The 18,555-nt window shown below is 62.4% G+C and carries 18 protein-coding genes; 11 read left to right on the top strand and 7 right to left on the bottom strand.

The window, feature by feature from the left end:
• Window positions 1-186: 186 nt before the first annotated feature.
• A complete protein-coding gene (locus HX824_RS17295) occupies window positions 187-1,476 on the bottom strand; it encodes an MFS transporter (protein WP_003213403.1) in 1,290 nt (429 codons plus the stop codon).
• A gap of 457 nt (window positions 1,477-1,933) precedes the next feature.
• Here HX824_RS17295 and HX824_RS17290 point away from each other — a divergent pair, with 457 nt between their 5' ends.
• Together HX824_RS17290 and HX824_RS17285 are read left to right on the top strand one after the other, a co-directional pair.
• Window positions 1,934-2,338: an acyl-CoA thioesterase gene (locus tag HX824_RS17290; RefSeq protein ID WP_003176975.1), complete on the top strand. Its 405-nt coding sequence runs from the start codon at window positions 1,934-1,936 to the stop codon at window positions 2,336-2,338.
• Between the two features lie 58 nt (window positions 2,339-2,396).
• Entirely contained in the window at window positions 2,397-3,296 is a 900-nt protein-coding gene (locus HX824_RS17285; protein ID WP_177054868.1) for a D-hexose-6-phosphate mutarotase, read from the top strand.
• Between the two features lie 120 nt (window positions 3,297-3,416).
• Here HX824_RS17285 and HX824_RS17280 read toward each other — a convergent pair whose 3' ends face one another.
• The 5 genes from HX824_RS17280 to HX824_RS17260 all read right to left on the bottom strand — a co-directional run bounded on the left by HX824_RS17280 (window position 3,417) and on the right by HX824_RS17260 (window position 7,208).
• On the bottom strand, window positions 3,417-3,950 hold the full coding sequence (locus HX824_RS17280) for a DUF3299 domain-containing protein (protein WP_023659290.1): 534 nt from the start codon (window positions 3,948-3,950) through the stop codon (window positions 3,417-3,419).
• Window positions 3,951-4,028: 78 nt separating this feature from the next.
• Complete coding sequence (locus HX824_RS17275; RefSeq protein ID WP_003213408.1) at window positions 4,029-4,274, bottom strand: GlsB/YeaQ/YmgE family stress response membrane protein; 246 nt, start codon at window positions 4,272-4,274, stop codon at window positions 4,029-4,031.
• Window positions 4,275-4,377: 103 nt separating this feature from the next.
• Window positions 4,378-5,463: a 5-(carboxyamino)imidazole ribonucleotide synthase gene (locus HX824_RS17270; protein ID WP_008439478.1), complete on the bottom strand. Its 1,086-nt coding sequence runs from the start codon at window positions 5,461-5,463 to the stop codon at window positions 4,378-4,380.
• Between the two features lie 12 nt (window positions 5,464-5,475).
• Entirely contained in the window at window positions 5,476-5,967 is a 492-nt protein-coding gene (gene purE / locus HX824_RS17265) for a 5-(carboxyamino)imidazole ribonucleotide mutase (RefSeq protein WP_003213411.1), read from the bottom strand.
• A 332-nt stretch (window positions 5,968-6,299) separates the two neighbouring features.
• The gene (locus HX824_RS17260; RefSeq protein ID WP_003213413.1) at window positions 6,300-7,208 is read right to left on the bottom strand and encodes a LysR substrate-binding domain-containing protein; all 909 of its coding nucleotides are present in this window, start codon (window positions 7,206-7,208) and stop codon (window positions 6,300-6,302) included.
• Window positions 7,209-7,389: 181 nt separating this feature from the next.
• On the opposite strand from HX824_RS17260, the gene aspA reads away from it, so the two are divergent.
• The 6 genes from aspA (at window position 7,390) to HX824_RS17230 (ending at window position 15,033) form a co-directional block, all read left to right on the top strand.
• Window positions 7,390-8,814, top strand: coding sequence for an aspartate ammonia-lyase (aspA, locus tag HX824_RS17255; RefSeq protein WP_003213415.1), 1,425 nt, complete (start codon window positions 7,390-7,392; stop codon window positions 8,812-8,814).
• Between the two features lie 392 nt (window positions 8,815-9,206).
• Window positions 9,207-10,658: a sodium:alanine symporter family protein gene (locus HX824_RS17250; protein WP_003213417.1), complete on the top strand. Its 1,452-nt coding sequence runs from the start codon at window positions 9,207-9,209 to the stop codon at window positions 10,656-10,658.
• A gap of 77 nt (window positions 10,659-10,735) precedes the next feature.
• Window positions 10,736-11,713, top strand: a complete 978-nt coding sequence (locus tag HX824_RS17245) for an asparaginase (protein WP_177054867.1) — start codon at window positions 10,736-10,738, stop codon at window positions 11,711-11,713.
• A gap of 50 nt (window positions 11,714-11,763) precedes the next feature.
• A complete protein-coding gene (locus tag HX824_RS17240; protein WP_102604046.1) occupies window positions 11,764-12,756 on the top strand; it encodes an AraC family transcriptional regulator in 993 nt (330 codons plus the stop codon).
• A 154-nt stretch (window positions 12,757-12,910) separates the two neighbouring features.
• Window positions 12,911-13,945 (top strand): histone deacetylase family protein, encoded by a 1,035-nt coding sequence (locus HX824_RS17235; protein WP_008439485.1) that lies wholly within the window; start codon window positions 12,911-12,913, stop codon window positions 13,943-13,945.
• The gene (locus HX824_RS17230) at window positions 13,942-15,033 is read left to right on the top strand and encodes a polyamine ABC transporter substrate-binding protein (protein WP_177054866.1); all 1,092 of its coding nucleotides are present in this window, start codon (window positions 13,942-13,944) and stop codon (window positions 15,031-15,033) included. Before HX824_RS17235 ends, HX824_RS17230 begins: the two co-directional genes overlap by 4 nt.
• Window positions 15,034-15,054: 21 nt before the next feature.
• Here the strand turns inward: HX824_RS17230 and HX824_RS17225 are convergent, their stop codons facing one another.
• Window positions 15,055-16,617 (bottom strand): PLP-dependent aminotransferase family protein, encoded by a 1,563-nt coding sequence (locus HX824_RS17225; RefSeq protein ID WP_177054865.1) that lies wholly within the window; start codon window positions 16,615-16,617, stop codon window positions 15,055-15,057.
• Between the two features lie 90 nt (window positions 16,618-16,707).
• On the opposite strand from HX824_RS17225, the gene HX824_RS17220 reads away from it, so the two are divergent.
• The 3 genes from HX824_RS17220 to HX824_RS17210 are packed head-to-tail and all read left to right on the top strand — an operon-like array spanning window position 16,708 to window position 18,471.
• Complete coding sequence (locus tag HX824_RS17220; protein WP_177054864.1) at window positions 16,708-17,343, top strand: FMN-binding negative transcriptional regulator; 636 nt, start codon at window positions 16,708-16,710, stop codon at window positions 17,341-17,343.
• Entirely contained in the window at window positions 17,340-17,786 is a 447-nt protein-coding gene (locus tag HX824_RS17215) for a GNAT family N-acetyltransferase (RefSeq protein WP_087694598.1), read from the top strand. The genes HX824_RS17220 and HX824_RS17215 overlap by 4 nt, the downstream gene beginning before the upstream one ends.
• 13 nt (window positions 17,787-17,799) lie before the next feature.
• A complete protein-coding gene (locus HX824_RS17210; RefSeq protein ID WP_177054863.1) occupies window positions 17,800-18,471 on the top strand; it encodes a GNAT family N-acetyltransferase in 672 nt (223 codons plus the stop codon).
• Window positions 18,472-18,555: the final 84 nt, after the last annotated feature.

Genomic DNA, 18,555 nt, shown 5'->3' with positions numbered 1-18,555 from the left:
CCGGGGCTTGCGAGGAGGTTGGAGCGATTTCGTGGAAACAATCTGTAATCGTTGTAAGGCAAAATCTGTGGCGAGGGAGCTTGCTCCCGTTGGGTCGCGTAGCGGTCCCCAGAATGGAACGGCTGCGCAGTTCAACGGGAGCAAGCTCCCTCGCCACAAGGTTGTCCGGCAGTTTTCAAAAACGTGTCAGCGCCCGCGCTTCCACAGGTACCCACCCACCGCCATCCCCATCACGCACAGGGCCGCCACGTAGTAAGCAGGGCCCATCGGGCTTTCCTTCATCAGCAGCGACACCGCTAACGGCGTCAGGCCACCGAATACGGCGTAGGCGACGTTGTAGGAGAACGACAAACCGCTGAAACGCACCACCGGCGGGAACGCTTTCACCATGACATAGGGCACCACGCCGATGGTGCCTACAAACAGGCCGGTCAAGGCGTACAGCGGGAACAGCCAGTCCGGGTGAGCCATCAGGCTGTGATAGAGCGTCCAGGACGTTGCCAGCAACAAGGCACAACCGATGATCAGCACGCGCCCGGCACCAAAACGGTCGGCCAGGGCGCCGGAAGCGATACACCCCAGGCTCAGGGTGACGATGGCCAGGCTATTGGCCTGCAGCGCCACCGTTGGGCTGAAGTGGTAGATCGTTTGCAGCACGGTCGGCGTCATCAGGATAACCACGACCACACCGGCCGACAGCAGCCAGGTCAACAGCATCGACAGTACGATGGCGCCACGATGGTCACGCAACACCGCGCGCAACGGCAGCTCGGCCGCCAGGGTCTTGCGCTGCTGCATCTCGGCGAAGATCGGGGTTTCGTGCAGCCAGCGACGCAGGTACACCGACAACAGGCCGAACACACCCCCCAGCAGGAACGGAATGCGCCAGGCGTAATCCGACACCTGTTCCGGGCTGTAGAGCGTGTTGATGGCGGTGGCCACCAGCGAACCCAACAGAATGCCGGCCGTCAGGCCGCTGGTCAGGGTGCCGCAGGCATAACCGATGTGACGGGGCGGCACGTGCTCGGACACGAACACCCACGCGCCCGGCACTTCACCGCCAATCGCCGCGCCCTGGATCACGCGCATCAGCAGCAACAGGATCGGCGCCCACAGGCCGATCTGCGCGTAGGTCGGCAGCAGGCCCATGATCAGGGTCGGCACGGCCATCATGAAGATGCTCAGGGTGAACATCTTCTTGCGCCCCAGCAGGTCGCCGAAGTGCGCCATGATGATCCCGCCCAACGGCCGCGCCAGGTAGCCGGCGGCGAAGATGCCGAAGGTCTGCATCATGCGCAGCCATTCGGGCATGTCCGCCGGGAAGAACAGCTTCCCGACTACCGTCGCAAAAAATACGAAGATGATGAAGTCGTAGAACTCCAGCGCCCCGCCCAAGGCAGACAGCGACAGGGTTTTGTAGTCGTTGCGGGTCAGCGGGCGCGAAGGTTGCGCACTGCTTGCGGGCACGGAGGACATGGCAAGGCTTCTCTTATAGTAGTCAGGACGGCAAGCCCGGGACTTGCGGCAGGCTTGGCAAGATAGCAAATCGCTTGAAAAAGCACAGCGTTGAGCCGTTAACAGTTCAGATCCGCGAAATATTTCCGTAGCAGACGTGCAATTAATATGGGCAGGAGCACAGTTGCCGGAAAAAGCCGCGATACAGCGTCTATTTACCGACCAAATGAGCGTCGGGAGGTCGTCGTGGCGCCGACGGCTCGATATACTCGGCCCTTGCAAGCGCCAGACCCGCATCCTTGAGGGGCTGCTGTGCCAAAACGCCGTTGGTTATACACCAGCCGATTTGGCAGAGTTTCCCTTTAGTACGCCTTACGAGAAACGCATCGAGCGGTGTATGTTGGTGCTGAAACGTTTTTCCAGAAGACGGCTATCCACTTGAAATACCCATGAAGCGTCACGGGTCAGAGGCACCGGCATGATCGAACTCGAACAAGAAGATCCTATCCCGCAAGGCGATCTCGCCCTGCAAATCACCGCACTCCCGCGTGAGACCAACGGTTTCGGCGACATCTTCGGCGGCTGGCTGGTCGCGCAGATGGACCTGGCCGGCACCGCCATGGCGAGCAAGGTTGCCGGTGGCCGCGTAGCCACCGTGGCGATTGATCGCATGGCATTCCTGGTGCCCGTGGCCGTCGGCGCGCAGTTGTCCTTCTACACCCAAGCCCTGGAAATCGGCCGCAGCTCGATCCAGATGATGGTCGAAGTGTGGAGCGACGACCCGCTGTCCAGCGAATGGCGCAAGGTGACCGAGGCGGTGTTTGTGTTCGTTGCCATCGATGGCAGCGGCCGCACCCGCTCGGTTCCGTCGCGGGCGCGTTAAACATCGCGACGTTTTGACGGTCCATTGCCCCATTGTCTGCCATTGAGAGCGCGCGCCTATGTCTACGCCCAACATTGAAACCGTAAAACTGGATGAGCTGAACGCTTGGCGCATCCGCCACAACGGCGCCGAATTGGTGGTGGCCCAGCAAGGCGCGCACATCGTGAGTTACCAGCGCACCGGCGAGAAGCCGCTGATCTGGCCCAACGATCAGGTGGTGTTCAAGAAAGGCAAAGGCATTCGTACCGGCGTGCCGGTGTGCTGGCCGTGGTTTGGTGTGTTCGACCGCAACCCGCAGAGCGTCAAGGCCATGTACCAGGGCGCCGAGCCGGCCGGTGCCCATGGTTTCGTGCGGACCGCTGACTGGACGTTGGCTGGCGTTGAGGCTGAAGGCACAGCGCTGAGGGTTGAGCTGGAACTGCCAGTGCCTGAAGGTGGCTTCCCGGGTTGGCCGCATCAGGTTGACCTGAAGATGAGCATCCTGCTGGATGATCAACTGCACATCCGCCTGACCAGCCACAACCACGGCGCCGAGACCGTCAGCCTCAGCCAGGCGCTGCACAGCTATTTTGCGGTCAGCGATGTACGCAACGTGCAGGTCGACGGCCTGGACGGGCGGGACTATATCGATACGGCCGACGGCTGGACCCCAAAGCAGCAATCCGGGCTGCTGCACTTCACCGCCGAGACCGACCGCATCTACCTCGACACCCCGGCTCAGCTGAACATCGTCGATAAAGACTGGCAGCGCCGCGTTCAACTCACCAGCACAGGCTCGCGCTCGACGGTGATCTGGAACCCGTGGACTGAACGTGCCAAGGCCTTCAGCGACATGGCCGACGACGGCTGGCAGGGCATGTTGTGCATCGAGACCGCGAATGTGCTGGACGATGTGGTGACGCTGGCGCCAGGTGAAAGCCATACCCTGGGCGTGAGCATCAGCGGTATCGCCCTGTAACCCCAATCAAAAATGTGGGAGCGGGCTTGCTCGCGAATGCGGTGTTCCAGTTAGTGCATGTGCTGACTGACACACCGCATTCGCGAGCAAGCCCGCTCCCACATTAGGTTCTGCATCAGATCAGAGATCCGATTCCTTGACCGCCCGCACCTTCCCCGCATCCAACGCATACGCCGCATCGGCCAGGTCATTGTTGACCTTCTCCACCTTCAGCGTGCCCGTCACCCACAGCGGCGTGTAGATGTCATCCAGCTTCAAGCCCTTGGGATAACGCACCAGCACCAACTGGTTGGGCGGCGGTGGCGGAACGTGGATGCAGGCGCCCGGATAAGGCACCAGGAAGAACAGCGTGCTGCGGCCCTTGGCGTCGGTTTCCAGCGGCACGGGGTAGCCGCCAATGCGAATATTCTTGCCGTTCATGGCAGCCACCGTCTTGGTGGAATACATAACCGCCGGCAAACCCTTGCTCTGCTTCAGGCCACCCTTTGCGGTGAACGTGCCTTGGGCTTCCGGGGAGTTGTGGTCGATTTCCGGCATTTCTTCGAGGGCTTTCTGGTCCGACTTGGGCATCAGTTCCAGCCAGTCGGTTTCCGGCAGTTCGCCAGCGTGGGCCAACCCGGTGCATAGAAGAAGGGATAACAGGAGACGGCGCATGGAGAGGCTCGGCAAGGATTACAGTGCCAGCATTCTAGCCCTCTGCGCCTGCGCAGCGCAGAGGGCCTGGTCGCTAAATTACTTCTTTTTCAGCAGACCGTAGATCACCAGCAGCACCACGGCACCCACCAGCGCACCAATGAAGCCTGCGCCCTGGCCCGCCTGATAGATACCCAGTGCCTGGCCACCATAGGTCGCAACCAGCGAACCGGCGATACCCAGCAGGATGGTCATGATCCAGCCCATGCTGTCGTCGCCTGGCTTCAGGAAACGCGCCAGCAGGCCGACGATCAAACCGATAAAGATGGTCCCAATGATACCCATGGCATTTCCCTCTGATTGAAGTGAATTCAGTCAAAGCCTAGTCAGACTTTGGCTTCCTGCAATCAGAGGGTGGCGGGTACCAATGGTTCCGCCCGGCCTTGGGTTATTGCTCGGCGATCAGCGCTTCGACCTTGAGGATCTGCTCTTGCAGCGTCGCGCGATCCTTGCAGCGCAGGTTGGCGTGGCCGACCTTGCGCCCGGCCTTAAACGCCTTGCCGTAGTGATGCAGATGGCAGTCATCAATCGCGATCACGCGATCAACCGGCGGCACCACGCCGATGAAGTTGAGCATGGCGCTCTCGCCGACTTTTGCCGTGGAGCCCAATGGCAAGCCCGCTACCGCCCGCAGGTGGTTTTCGAACTGGCTGCACTCGGCGCCTTCGGTGGTCCAGTGCCCGGAGTTGTGCACGCGCGGGGCGATTTCGTTGGCCTTGAGGCCACCGTCGACTTCAAAGAACTCGAACGCCATCACGCCGACGTAATCCAGTTGCTTCAGCACACGGCTCGAATAATCTTCGGCCAGGGCTTGCAGCGGGTGATCGGTGCTGGCCACGGACAGCTTGAGGATGCCGCTGTCGTGGGTGTTGTGCACCAGCGGGTAGAAACGCGTTTCGCCATCGCGGGCACGCACGGCAATCAGCGAGACTTCACCGGTGAACGGCACGAAGCCTTCCAGCAGGCAGGCGACGCTGCCCAGTTCGGCGAAGGTACCGACCACGTCGGCGGCGGTGCGCAGGACTTTCTGGCCCTTGCCGTCGTAACCCAGGGTGCGGGTCTTCAACACGGCCGGCAGGCCGATGGAGGCGACCGCGGCGTCCAGGTCAGCCTGGGACTGGATGTCGGCGAAAGCCGGTGTCGGGATGCCCAGGTCCTTGAACATGCTCTTCTCGAACCAGCGGTCACGAGCGATGCGCAAGGCTTCGGCGCTCGGGTATACCGGCACGAACTGCGACAGGAAGGCCACGGTTTCAGCCGGGACGCTTTCAAACTCGAAGGTCACCAGATCGACTTCATCGGCCAGTTGGCGCAGGTGATCCGGGTCGCTGTAGTCCGCACGCAGGTGTTCACCCAGGGCAGCTGCACAGGCATCTGGTGCCGGATCCAGGAAAGCGAAGTTCATCCCCAGCGGCGTACCCGCCAGGGCCAGCATGCGGCCCAGTTGGCCGCCACCGATTACACCGATTTTCATCAATCAACCACCTCAGGCAATGCGTGGGTCTGGATTGTCCAGGACGCTGTCTGTCTGCTCAGCACGGAATTTTTTCAGCGCCGCGTGGAACTGCGGGTGCTTGGCGCCGAGGATGCTGGCGGACAACAAGGCAGCGTTGATCGCGCCGGCCTTGCCGATCGCCAGGGTAGCCACCGGAATACCGGCGGGCATCTGCACGATGGACAACAGCGAATCCACGCCCGAGAGCATCGACGACTGCACCGGTACGCCCAGCACTGGCAGGTGAGTCTTGGCCGCACACATGCCTGGCAGGTGAGCTGCGCCGCCGGCACCGGCGATGATTACCTCGATGCCACGGGATTCTGCTTCATCGGCATACTGGAACAGCAAATCCGGAGTGCGGTGGGCGGAAACCACCTTCACTTCGTAGGGAATGCCGAGTTTTTCCAGCATATCGGCGGTGTGGCTAAGGGTGGACCAATCGGACTTGGAGCCCATGATCACGCCAACCAATGCACTCATCGTCGTGCCTCTTCTCTCTGGGCGCCCGCAGGCGCGTCAAAAAACAACAAGCCACGCGGGAAATCCAGCGTGGCTTGTTGTACGAATTAAGGCCGGTTGGACCGGCCGAAGGCCGCGCAGTATACCGTAATAACGCAGATAAACAGCCCCTGGAATGACCATCTGTCTTACACCGCAAACAGGCGGTTTTATTGACTTCCAGGTCAGCGAACACACCAGAAAACTAATGTGGGAGCGGGCTTGCTCGCGAATGCGGTGGATCAGCCACAGATGGGTTGACTGACACTACGCTTTCGCGAGCAAGCCCGCTCCCACATTTGATCTGTGTGGGCTCAGGTATTCTGCGCCGCGCCGCCTTCCAGCTTGCGCCACAACAACCGCACGTTCGCCTTGCGCACCAACGCACAGCGATACAACCGGATCTCCAGCGGCACATGCCATTGCGGGCCGCCGCACACCACCAGCTCACCCCGGGCCAGCTCGGCGCGCACGCTCAACTGCGGCACCCAGGCAATGCCCAAGCCCTCAAGGGCCATGCTTTTCAGGCTGTCGGCCATGGCCGTTTCGTAAATCGTGGTAAAGCGCAGCGCCCGCTGGCGCAGCAGCAGGTTTACCGAGCGCCCCAGGAAAGCTCCGGCGCTGTAGGCCAGCAGCGGCACGCTGCCCTCGCCTTCCAGGTCGAACAGCGGCTTGCCGTCGGCATCGGCGGCGCACACCGGCAGCATCTCGGTGTTGCCCAGGTGCAGCGACGGGAAGATCTCCGGGTCCATCTGCATCGCCGCATCCGGGTCGTAGAACGCCAGCATCAAATCGCAACCGCCTTCACGCAGCGCATGCACGGCGTCGCCCACGTTGGTGGCGACCAACCGCGTGGCGATGTTCAGCCCTTCGTTGCGCAACTGCGCGATCCAGCGCGGGAAGAAACCCAGGGCCAGGGAGTGCGCCGCCGCCACTTGCATGACTTCACCCTGCCCGCCTTCCAGGTGATGCAGGTGGCGCAGCACCTCGCCGAGCTGCTCGACCACGGTCCGCGCGGTGACCAGGAACAACTGCCCCGCCGCCGTCAGTTCGACCGGCGTGCGCGAGCGATTGACCAGGGTCAGCCCCAGCGCCGCCTCCAGGCTGCGGATGCGCCGACTGAACGCCGGCTGGGTGACGAAGCGCCGCTCAGCCGCCTGGGAGAAGCTGCGGGTGGCAGCCAGGGCGCTAAAGTCTTCCAGCCATTTGCTTTCAAGGTTCATCACATCCTCCCGGGGCACGCACCATTTTGGCACACACGTCCGTCATGGTAACGGGGTCACACCGACATTATGCCGTTTATGCATAGGCCAGTGTTTAACAGCATTGGCCCAAAATCTCCTGCAAGCCTAGCATTCACAGCGTTCCGGCCTAGCCCGGGTCCATATCGAGATGATTTCCGTCATGTCCTCCGCTGCATCTTTCCGCACAGAAAAAGACCTGCTTGGCGTACTCGAAGTACCCGCTCAAGCGTATTACGGCATCCAGACCCTGCGAGCGGTGAACAACTTCCGTCTCTCGGGCGTTCCGATTTCGCATTACCCGAAATTGGTGGTCGGCCTGGCAATGGTCAAGCAGGCAGCTGCTGACGCCAACCGCGAGCTGGGCCAACTCAGCGAAGCCAAGCACGCTGCCATCAGCGAAGCCTGTGCCCGTCTGATCCGCGGCGATTTCCACGAAGAGTTCGTGGTGGACATGATTCAAGGCGGCGCTGGCACTTCAACCAACATGAATGCCAACGAAGTCATCGCCAACATCGCGCTGGAGGCCATGGGCCACAGCAAGGGCGAATACCAATACCTGCACCCCAACAACGACGTGAACATGGCGCAGTCGACCAACGACGCGTACCCGACCGCGATCCGCCTGGGTCTGCTGCTGGGCCACGACGCGCTGTTGGCCAGCCTCGACAGCCTGATCCAGGCGTTCGCTGCCAAGGGTGAAGAATTCAGCCACGTCCTGAAAATGGGCCGTACCCAGCTGCAAGACGCCGTGCCGATGACCCTCGGCCAGGAATTCCGTGCCTTCGCCACCACCCTCGGTGAAGACCTGGCCCGCCTGAAGACCCTGGCGCCTGAGCTGCTGACCGAAGTGAACCTGGGCGGCACCGCCATCGGTACCGGCATCAACGCCGACCCGCGTTACCAGGCCCTGGCCGTCCAGCGCCTGGCGACCATCAGCGGCCAGCCGCTGGTACCGGCTGCCGACCTGATCGAAGCCACCTCCGACATGGGCGCTTTCGTGCTGTTCTCCGGCATGCTCAAGCGTACCGCGGTGAAGCTGTCGAAGATCTGCAACGACCTGCGCCTGCTGTCCAGCGGCCCACGCACCGGCATCAACGAAATCAACCTGCCGGCGCGTCAGCCAGGCAGCTCGATCATGCCCGGCAAGGTCAACCCGGTGATCCCGGAAGCCGTGAACCAGGTGGCGTTCCAAATCATCGGTAACGATTTGGCGCTGACCATCGCGGCCGAAGGCGGCCAGCTGCAACTGAACGTGATGGAGCCGCTGATCGCCTACAAGATCTTCGACTCGATCCGCCTGCTGCAACGCGCCATGGACATGCTGCGCGAGCACTGCATCGTCGGCATCACTGCCAACGAAGCCCGCTGCCGCGAGCTGGTGGAACACTCCATCGGCCTGGTCACCGCGCTGAACCCGTACATCGGCTATGAAAACGCCACCCGCATCGCCCGTATCGCCCTTGAAAGCGGCCGCGGCGTGCTGGAACTGGTGCGCGAAGAAGGCTTGCTCGACGACGCCATGCTCGACGACATCCTGCGCCCCGAAAACATGATTGCCCCACGCTTGGTGCCTCTGAAGGCCTAAGCGTTTGTTGCACCGCTCACCAGGTTGAGGGACTAGACACCTCTCACCTTTTGAGGGCCTGAAGGCTCGTTCTTCAGGCCCTTTTTTTTGCCTCAAGGTTGTGAAATGACGCCAATAAAAACTCCAAGATCGCCCAACAAACCCGCCTTGCCCGTAACGCCTTGGCTGAAACCTTTAATCGCCTCGTGCAGACGGATCACCCACTCCTAGGTATAGTGCCGCCCCTCTTCGCGTCAGCGGTCGTCGGTAACGAGACCCTGGGAAGCGCGAAACCGCATGAATAACAACACCCGCAAAAGGATTGGGGTCGAAGCGTCGTGCACTGCCTGGTGCCGAGCGATGCGTCGGACCGTCCTGCGTTTGCCATTAGAAAAATCAGCGAGGAACACTCCATGCTAGAAGTCATCAACGACTTCCTCTCAGGGAAAGTATTGATCGTGCTCATTGTCGGGCTCGGTGGTTACTTCACGATCCGCTCGCGTTTCGTTCAGTTGCGTCACTTTTTCCACATGTTTTCGGTGTTTCGCGACAGCCTGAAAAGCAGCGCCGGCCAGCTCAGTTCGTTCCAGGCGCTGATGCTCAGCCTCGCCGGGCGCGTGGGTGCCGGCAACATCGCAGGCGTCGGCATTGCCGTGACCCTGGGTGGCCCGGGCGCCGTATTCTGGATGTGGGTCACCGCACTGGTGGGCATGTCTTCGAGCTTTATCGAGTGCTCCCTCGGCCAACTGTACAAACGCACCGACGCTGAAGGCACCTACCGTGGTGGCCCGGCGTATTACATCCAGCACGGCCTGCACAAACGCTGGCTGGGCATGGTGATGGCGTTCCTGCTGCTGGTGACTTTCGGCTTCGCCTTCAATGGCCTGCAAGCCCACGCCGTCACCCACTCGCTGAACAACGCGTTTGGCCTCGACACCACCTACACCGGCCTGGCCCTGGCGGTGTTGCTGGGCCTGGTGTTCATCGGCGGGATCAAGCGTATCGCCTCGATCGCCGACCTGCTGGTACCGGTCAAGACCCTGGTCTACATCGCGGTGACCCTGTACGTGATCGTGCTGCAATTCGACCACGTGCCGGCCATGCTCGCGACCATCGTCAAGAGCGCTTTCGGCCTCGACCAGGCCTTCGGTGGCCTGGTGGGCAGCGCGATCATCATGGGTGTGAAACGCGGCGTGTTCGCCAACGAAGCCGGCCTGGGCAGTGCGCCTAACGTGGCGGCAGTCGCCTCGGTTGAACACCCGATCGCCCAAGGCGTGGTTCAGGCGTTCAGCGTGTTCCTCGACACCTTCGTCATCTGCACCTGCACCGCGCTGCTGATCCTGCTCTCGGGCTTCTACACCCCGGGCTTTGAAGGCGACGGCATTGCCCTGACCCAGAACTCCCTGGCGGCGGTGGTGGGTGACTGGGGCCGGATGTTCATCTCGGTGGCCCTGGCGTTGTTCGTGTTCACCTCGATCATGTACAACTACTACCTCGGCGAGAGCAACCTGCGCTTCATCGTGGGCGACAACCGCAAGGTGCTGATGGGCTACCGTGCGCTGGTGCTGGTGCTGATTTTCTGGGGTTCCATCGAGAACCTGAGCACCGTGTTTGCCTTCGCCGACATCACCATGACCATGCTGGCGTTCGTCAACCTGTTCGCCCTGGCGTTCCTGTTCAAGATCGCCATGCGCATCCTGAATGACTACGACGGCCAGCGTGCTGCGGGCATCAAGACCCCGGTGTTTGATTCCAGCAAGTTCCCGGACCTGGACCTGGACCGCAAGGCCTGGCCGGCGAATCCGGTGAAGCCTGAGCCAGCCGCTCAAGCGACCGCAGAACTGAACGCTCAAGCGCAACGCTAAACCTAGATAGATGACACGCCGCCCGGCCTTGGGCATGCTCTGGGCCCGGCGGCGTTTTTCGTTCAGGAGATTCTTCAATGCAACCAGCCAACAACGTCATGGTGCTCTACACCGGCGGCACCATCGGCATGCAGGCCAGCGCCAACGGCCTGGCCCCCGCTTCGGGGTTTGAAGCGCGCATGAGCGAAGCCCTCGCCCAACTGAATATGCCAGCCTGGCGCTTTCGGGAAATGTCCCCGCTGATCGACAGTGCGAACATGACCCCCGCCTATTGGCAGCGCCTGCGCGCCGCCGTGATTGAGGCGGTGGACGAGGGTTGCGACGCCGTACTGGTGCTGCACGGCACCGACACCCTGGCCTACAGCGCCGCGGCCATGAGTTTCCAACTGCTGGGCCTGCCCGCGCCGGTGCTGTTTACCGGCTCGATGCTGCCGGCCGGTGTGCCCGACAGCGATGCCTGGGAAAACGTCAGCGGCGCGCTGGCAGCCCTGGGCGCTGGCCTGGCGCCGGGCGTGCAACTGTACTTCCACGGCGCACTGATGGCCCCGACCCGTTGCGCGAAGATCCGCAGTTTTGGTCGCCATCCGTTTGCCGCATTGCAGCGTAACGGCGGCGTCGCCCAAGCCGAGTTGGTTCCGGCGGCGCTGCATTACCGCCAGGCCAAGGCGCTGGCCAATGTGGGTGTGCTGCCACTGGTGCCGGGCATCGCCGCCGCGCAATTGGACGCGTTGATCGACAGCGGCATCCAGGCGCTGGTGCTGGAATGCTTCGGCAGCGGCACCGGGCCGAGCGACAACCCACAGTTCCTCGCCAGCCTGCAGCGCGCGCAGGATAACGGCGTGGTCGTGGTGGCAATCACCCAATGCCATGAAGGCGGTGTGGAGCTGGACGTGTACGAGGCCGGCAGCCGCTTGCGGGGCGTCGGGGTGTTGTCAGGTGGCGGGATGACCCGTGAAGCCGCGTTCGGCAAGCTCAATGCGTTGATCGGCGCCGGGCTGGACACCGCCGAAGTCCGCCGCCTGGTCGAACTCGACCTGTGCGGCGAACTGAGCTGACCGGCATATAACTTGCTCCTCTTCCAGCCATCCCCTGGCTGGAAGCACCCATGTTGCACTCCCACCTCACCACCCTCAATGCCGTCTCGTTGGTGCTCAATACCTTCAAGGCCGAAGGCCAACCCGCCGAGGCCTTGCTGGCCGGCAGCGGTATTTGCGCGGCGGACTTGAGCCGCGCCGACACCCGCATCACCACCAACCAGGAGATGCGCGTGTGCGCCAACGCCGTGGCCCTGCGCCGGGATATCGGCCTGGAGCTGGGCCGGCAAATGCACGTTTCTTCCTATGGCATGCTCGGTTACGCACTGCTCACCAGTGCCACCTTCGGTGACGCTTTGCGCCTGGCGCTGCGGTATCCGGCGCTGCTGGGAACACTTTTCGAGCTGGACCTTGAGGAAGACGGCACGCGCATCTGGTTCAGCGCCGCGGATTACCGGGAAAATCCGGCGCTGGAAATGTTCAACGTCGAACTCTGCCTGGCCTCGTTGAAGGTGATCTGCGACGACCTGCTGGGGCATGCCCTGCCGCTGCTGGGGGCGCGCTTTGAACACGACGCCCCGGATTACCGCGCACGGTACGCCGAAATCTTTGCCTGCCCGCTGCAATTCGGCGCCATCGCCAACGCGTTTGCCTTCGACCGAAGCTGGCTGGACCAGCCCCTGCCATTAGCCGACGCCGTCACCCACCAGGCCATGGCCGAGCGCTGCCGCAAGCAAAACACCGAGTTCACCGGGCGCCAGGCCTGGCTGGGCAAGATTCGCCACCTGCTCGCCAGCCAACTCAGCGCCGCGCCGGGCCTCGACGGCCTGGCCGAGCAGATGAACTGCTCCCCGCGCACGCTACGCCGGCACCTGCATGACTTGGGCTGCAGCTATCAGGAGTTGCTGGACGAGCTACGCTTCGAGCGGGCCAAGCGATTGCTGGGCGAGGATGAGCTGCCCATTTACCGAATTGCCGAGGCGCTGGGCTTCAGCGAAACCGCGAGTTTCCGTCACGCCTTTGTTCGCTGGAGCGGCGTCGCACCCAGCCAGTTCCGCCCCTGAAGCCACTTGCTGGGGCACGGCCGCGCCATTTCGGGGCGAATTGCGGTCACACACTTTGGCCATATTTATCCCCTTTTGGCCGCTCCTGCCATTCTCATTAATCCCACCCGCCGCAAGACTGGACTCACCGATTCAGCCTGCGGAGAACAACAATATGCTGACGATCTACTCGGACGATCACCACCTGCACCATGGCCGGTGCGAGTTGATGGACGGGCAACTGATGCCCTGTTTCGAAATGCCCTCGCGCGCCGACCATGTGTTGCAACGGGTCAAGGACCGCGAACTGGGCCCGGTGCAAGCGCCTGAGGATTTTGGCCTGGCGCCGCTGCAACGTATTCACAGCCCCGCGTACCTGGACTTCTTCAAAGGCGCCTGGCAACGCTGGACGGCATTTGGCCAGGACGGAGACTTGCTGCCCTACACCTGGCCCGCACGCACCTTGCGCCGGGTCATCCCCACCAGCCTGCACGGCCAGCTCGGCTATTACAGTTTCGACGGCGGCGCGCCGATCACCGCCGGCACCTGGCAAGCGGCCTACAGCGCGGCGCAAGTAGCACTCACCGCGCAACAGGCGATCCAGCAAGGCGCCCGCAGTGCCTTCGCCCTGTGCCGTCCGCCCGGGCACCACGCCGCCAGCGACTTGATGGGCGGATATTGCTACCTCAACAACGCGGCGATCGCAGCCCAGGCGTTTCTCGACCAAGGCCACACAAAGGTGGCCATCCTCGACGTGGACTACCACCACGGCAACGGTACCCAGTCGATTTTCTACGAGCGCGACGATGTGCTGTTCACCTCGATCCACGGCCATCCGGAGGCGGAATTTCCGTTCTTCCTGGGCTACGCCGACGAGTTGGGCGAAGGCGCCGGCGAAGGTTTCAACTTCAACTATCCGTTGCCCGCAGGTTCTGGCTGGGACCGCTGGAGCGCCGCGCTGGAGCAGGCCTGCGGGGACATCGAGCGCTACGGCGCCGACATCATCGTGGTCTCGCTGGGCGTCGACACCTTCAAGGACGACCCGATCTCCCAGTTCAAGCTCGACAGCCCCGACTACCTGGCGATGGGCGCGCGAATCGCCCGCCTCGGCAAACCGACGCTGTTTGTGATGGAAGGCGGCTACGCCGTGGAAGAAATCGGCATCAATGCCGTCAACGTTCTCGAAGGTTTTGAGGGATTCGCCCAATGAACATGCTCAAGCATCTCGTCCTCTGCGCCGCCGTGCTGAGCGGGGCCGCGCACGCCGAAGAAAGAACCCTGCGGGTCTACAACTGGTTCGACTACATCACGCCCAAGGCCCTGGAGGATTTCAAGGCGCAGAACCCCAGCGTCAAGCTGGTCTACGACATCTTCGACACCAACGAAGCCCTGGAGGCCAAGCTGCTGACCGGCAACTCCGGCTATGACGTGGTCGTGCCGTCCAACGTGTTCCTGGCCAAGCAGATCGAAGCCTCGGTGTTCCAGCCGCTGGACCGCAGCAAACTGCCCAACTGGAACCACCTTGATCCCAAGTTGATGAAGCTGATCGAGGCCAACGATCCCGGCAATAAATTCGCCGCGCCCTACATGTACGGCACCATCCTGATCGGCTTCAACCCGGACAAGGTCAAGGCCGCGCTGGGGGCCAACGCCCCCGTGGACAGCTGGGACCTGATCTTCAACGTAGAAAACATCAGCAAGCTCAAGCAATGCGGCGTGGCGCTGCTGGATTCGCCGTCGGAAATCCTGCCGCTGGCCTTGCAGCACCTGGGCCTGGATCCCAACAGCAGCAACCCGGCGGACTATGTCAAAGCCGAAGCACTGCTGATGAAGATCCGCCCGTACATCACCTATTTCCATTCGTCCAAGTACATGGCTGACATTGCCAACGGCGACATCTGCGTGGCGGTCGGCTATTCCGGCAGCTTCTCCCAGGCCGCCAACCGCGCCAAGGAAGCCAAGAACGGTGTGACCGTGGACATGCGGCTACCCAAAGAAGGCGCGCCGATCTGGTTCGACATGCTTGCCATCCCCAAAGGCGCCAAGGACCCGGAAGACGCCTACGCCTTTATCAACTACCTGCTGCAACCGGGCGTGATCGCGCCGATCAGCGATTTTGTCGGTTACCCCAACCCCAACAAGGACGCCACCGGGTTGGTGGATCCGGCGATTCGCAACAATCCCAACCTGTACCCGACCGAGGCGGCCATGGCCACGCTGTATACCCTCAAGCCCCTGGGACGTGACGCCGAACGAGCCAGGACCCGCGCCTGGACCAAGATCAAGTCCGGCACCTGATCGGTTGCCGCCGGTTGCGCCTCAGTGCGCAACCGGCGCGCGCCAAACCTGGCCCAAGCGCTTCAACGCCTGGCTGATCTGTGCCTCGGGCACGGCAGCAAACCCCAATACCAATCCGGCACGCTGATCCTGCGGCGTGAGTGACTCCGGCAACCAATAGCTGCTCAAGCCATTGACCTCCACACCCACTGCCGCCGCCTGTTGGATCAGCGCCTGTTCCCGCGCCAGGCTGTCGACCCGCACGGTCAGGTGCAGCCCGGCCGCCACCGACGGCAGGCGGCCAACGCCTTCAATGTCGGCAGGCCATTCGGCCAATAGCGCATTGAGCCGGCTCTGCGCGGCGCGGCGCATGCGGCGTACATGGCGCTGAAAATGCCCGGTCGCCATGAACTCCGCCATCACCGCCTGAGTGCTGACTTCCGAGTGGCGCACGTCCACCGCGCGGCGCCGGGCAAAGGCCTGGACCAGGCCGGCCGGCAACACCAGGTAACCCAGGCGCAGCGCCGGAAAGGCCACCTTGCCGAAAGTCCCGACATACAGCACCCGCCCCGTGCGATCGAGGGCCGCCAGTGGCGCCAGGGGCGCGCCGCTGTAGCGGTACTCACCGTCGTAGTCATCCTCGACGATCCAGCCGCCCGTACGCTCGGCCCAGGCCAGCAGTTCCAGGCGCCGGGCCAGGCTCATCACCACGCCGGTGGGGTATTGATGGGACGGGGTGACGTAGGCCAGGCGGCAACCGCCGAGGCGGTTCAAGGCAGCGCAGTCGATGCCCTCGCTGTCCACCGTCACGCCATGCAATTGGCCGCCCGCCACCGCGAACGCATGGCCTGCTGCCCGATACCCCGGATTCTCGATGGCAACCTCATCGCCGGGCTCCACCAGCAGCTGTGCACAAAGGCTGATTGCCTGCTGCGCGCCACTGGTGATCACTATTTGCTCAGCCGTGCACTGCATGCCGCGAGAACTGCGTAGATAGGCCGCAATCAATCCACGCAGGCGCGCGTCGCCCGCCGGGTCGCCGTAACACAACTGCTGCAAGTCCGGCTTGCGCCAGAAAGCCGCATTCAGCTTGGCCCACACGTCAAACGGGAACAGATCGAAAGCCGGTACGCCCACCCGGAAGGCCCTCGGCGGACCACTGGGCGGAAGCGCCAAATGGTTGTTTTCCACTCGCGCCAGCGCACCGCTGTGGATAACTTGACTGGACGAAAACACAGGTAAATCCGGCCGTTTTGTGGATAAACCTGGGGATAAGCCTGTTGATAACCCTGTGGACACTTTTGTGGATAGTTTTTTTGCGGGCGTCGGCGTCTGCGGCAATTGCGCCACATAGGTGCCATCACCCACGCGGCCCTCAATAAATCCTTCGGCGTACAGTTGGTCGTAGGCGCGAACCACACTGTTGCGCGAGATCGACAGCGCCGCCGCCAGGTCACGGCTGGCGGGGAGCCGGGTGCCACTGACCAACCGGCCATCCAATACTCGCTGGCGCAGCGCCTGATAGAGCTGGCGGGTGAGTCCCTGGCGTCGGTCCAACTCGATACCCGCCGGGTTGAACGAGAGCGGTGGTTCTAACGCAGGCATGGAATTGGACCTATAAAATTGACTGTAGATGGCTCTTACAACGAACCAATAGCCTGCCTAGGATGCAGGCATTCGCCAAGGAAAATCTTCATGTACACACCACGCGCCTTTGCCCTCGATGACTTGCCCGAAATCCAGCAACTGATCCAGCACACGCGCCTGGCGCAACTGGTGACCTTGGGCGAACAAGGCCTGCAAGCCAGCCATTTGCCGCTGCTGCTCAACCCGGATGAAGGGCCCAACGGCACCCTTTACGGGCACATGGCCAAGGCCAATCGCCAATGGCAGGACCTGCAAAATGGCGGCGAGGCCCTGGTGATTTTTGCCGGCGCCGAGGCCTACGTCAGTCCGTCGTTCTACCCGGCCAAGGCCGACCACGGCAAAGTGGTGCCGACCTGGAATTACATCGCGGTACACGCCTACGGCACCGGCGAAGTGTTCACCGACGCCGAGCGCCTGCTCGAACTGGTCAGCGCCCTCACCGACCGCCATGAAGGCAATCGCGCCCAACCCTGGAAAGTCAGCGACGCCCCGGCCGACTACATCGACGGCATGCTCAAGGCCATTGTCGGCTTTGCCCTGCCGATCCAACGCCTGGAAGGCAAACGCAAACTCAGCCAGAACCGCAGCCCGGCGGACATCGCCGGTGTTCGCGACGGCCTGGCTGCCAGCACCGACGTACGCGACCAGACCCTCGCCCGCTTTATTCCCAAGGAGCCATCATGAGCCAGATCGAAATCCGCCAGGTCAGCGCCGCCGACCACGCCGCTTGGTTGCCCCTGTGGCAAGCCTACCTGCGCTTCTACAACACCGAGCTGCCCGACGCCGTCAGCCAGAACACCTGGCAACGCTTGATCGACGCCAATGAGCCGACCCACTCGGCCCTGGCCTGGCAAGACGGCAAGGCCATAGGCATGGTCAATTTCATCTACCACCGTTCCAACTGGAGCATCGAGAACTCCTGCTACCTGCAGGATTTGCTGGTAGATCCGGCCCAGCGCGGCACCGGCGTCGGCCGCAAGCTGATCGAATTCGTCTACGCCACCGCCAAGGCCGACGGTTGCTGCAAGGTCCACTGGCTGACCCACGAGACCAACGCCACCGCCATCCAGCTGTACGAACGCATCGCCGAACGCCCCGGTTTTATCCAGTTTCGCAAAGGTCTTTAAGGAGAAGCACAGCATGACGACATCATTGGCCGACTGGAAAGGTGTCCCGGCGCCCACCGTCACCCTTATCGAAGGGCGCTTCGTGCGCCTGGAAAAACTCGACCCCGCCCGCCACGGCGATGACCTGTTCAACGCCCTGCAAGGCCCCGGCGCGGATCCGAAGCTGTGGGACTATTTGCCTTACGGCCCATTCCCCGAGCGCGCCGCCTTCGACGCCTGGCTGAACAACCACGCGTCCCACAGCGACCCGTACTTCTTCAGTGTGATCGACAAGGCCAGCGACGAGGTGCAAGGCATCCTCAGCCTGATGTCCATCGTGCCCGAGCAAGGCCGCATTGAAATCGGCCACGTGACCTTCGGCGCCCCGATGCAACGTTCACCGAAAAGCACCGAGGCGGTGTACCTGCTGGCCAGGCACTCGTTTGAGTTGGGCAATCGTCGCCTGGAGTGGAAGTGCAACAACGCCAACGCCCGCTCCAAAAACGCCGCCGAGCGTTTGGGTTTCAGTTTTGAAGGGGTGTTTCGCCAGCACACCGTGGTCAAGGGCCGCAACCGGGATACGGCGTGGTACTCGATCCTGGATGGGGAATGGCCGGCGATTGGGGCGGGGTTTGAGCGGTGGCTGTCAGATGCCAACCAGACCGGTTCGGGACAGTTGAAAACGCTGGTGGAGTGCCGTACCTAAGCCACCCTGCCACCCCCTGACAAATGTGGGAGATTCTATGGTTGAGGGGCAACCCTCAACCAACCTTTGGTTGGTATTCGCTTT

This window comes from Pseudomonas sp. D4002 (assembly GCF_013385665.1).
Taxonomy (GTDB): Bacteria; Pseudomonadota; Gammaproteobacteria; order Pseudomonadales; family Pseudomonadaceae; genus Aquipseudomonas.
Note: the sequence above shows the minus strand (reverse complement) of the source record. Positions and strands in the feature narration are given on the sequence as shown.

Excerpts from the sequence above, each read along its gene's own strand:
- aspA (WP_003213415.1), top strand. The coding sequence starts at position 7,390 with ATGTCCTCCGCTGCATCTTTCCGCACAGAAAAAGACCTGCTTGGCGTA.
- HX824_RS17245 (WP_177054867.1), top strand. The coding sequence starts at position 10,736 with ATGCAACCAGCCAACAACGTCATGGTGCTCTACACCGGCGGCACCATC.
- purE (WP_003213411.1), bottom strand. The coding sequence starts at position 5,967 with ATGAGTGCATTGGTTGGCGTGATCATGGGCTCCAAGTCCGATTGGTCC.
- HX824_RS17275 (WP_003213408.1), bottom strand. The coding sequence starts at position 4,274 with ATGGGTATCATTGGGACCATCTTTATCGGTTTGATCGTCGGCCTGCTG.
- HX824_RS17220 (WP_177054864.1), top strand. The coding sequence starts at position 16,708 with ATGTACACACCACGCGCCTTTGCCCTCGATGACTTGCCCGAAATCCAG.
- HX824_RS17270 (WP_008439478.1), bottom strand. The coding sequence starts at position 5,463 with ATGAAAATCGGTGTAATCGGTGGCGGCCAACTGGGCCGCATGCTGGCC.
- HX824_RS17240 (WP_102604046.1), top strand. The coding sequence starts at position 11,764 with ATGTTGCACTCCCACCTCACCACCCTCAATGCCGTCTCGTTGGTGCTC.
- HX824_RS17280 (WP_023659290.1), bottom strand. The coding sequence starts at position 3,950 with ATGCGCCGTCTCCTGTTATCCCTTCTTCTATGCACCGGGTTGGCCCAC.
- HX824_RS17295 (WP_003213403.1), bottom strand. The coding sequence starts at position 1,476 with ATGTCCTCCGTGCCCGCAAGCAGTGCGCAACCTTCGCGCCCGCTGACC.
- HX824_RS17215 (WP_087694598.1), top strand. The coding sequence starts at position 17,340 with ATGAGCCAGATCGAAATCCGCCAGGTCAGCGCCGCCGACCACGCCGCT.
- HX824_RS17230 (WP_177054866.1), top strand. The coding sequence starts at position 13,942 with ATGAACATGCTCAAGCATCTCGTCCTCTGCGCCGCCGTGCTGAGCGGG.
- HX824_RS17210 (WP_177054863.1), top strand. The coding sequence starts at position 17,800 with ATGACGACATCATTGGCCGACTGGAAAGGTGTCCCGGCGCCCACCGTC.
- HX824_RS17290 (WP_003176975.1), top strand. The coding sequence starts at position 1,934 with ATGATCGAACTCGAACAAGAAGATCCTATCCCGCAAGGCGATCTCGCC.
- HX824_RS17285 (WP_177054868.1), top strand. The coding sequence starts at position 2,397 with ATGTCTACGCCCAACATTGAAACCGTAAAACTGGATGAGCTGAACGCT.
- HX824_RS17260 (WP_003213413.1), bottom strand. The coding sequence starts at position 7,208 with ATGAACCTTGAAAGCAAATGGCTGGAAGACTTTAGCGCCCTGGCTGCC.
- HX824_RS17235 (WP_008439485.1), top strand. The coding sequence starts at position 12,911 with ATGCTGACGATCTACTCGGACGATCACCACCTGCACCATGGCCGGTGC.
- HX824_RS17250 (WP_003213417.1), top strand. The coding sequence starts at position 9,207 with ATGCTAGAAGTCATCAACGACTTCCTCTCAGGGAAAGTATTGATCGTG.
- HX824_RS17225 (WP_177054865.1), bottom strand. The coding sequence starts at position 16,617 with ATGCCTGCGTTAGAACCACCGCTCTCGTTCAACCCGGCGGGTATCGAG.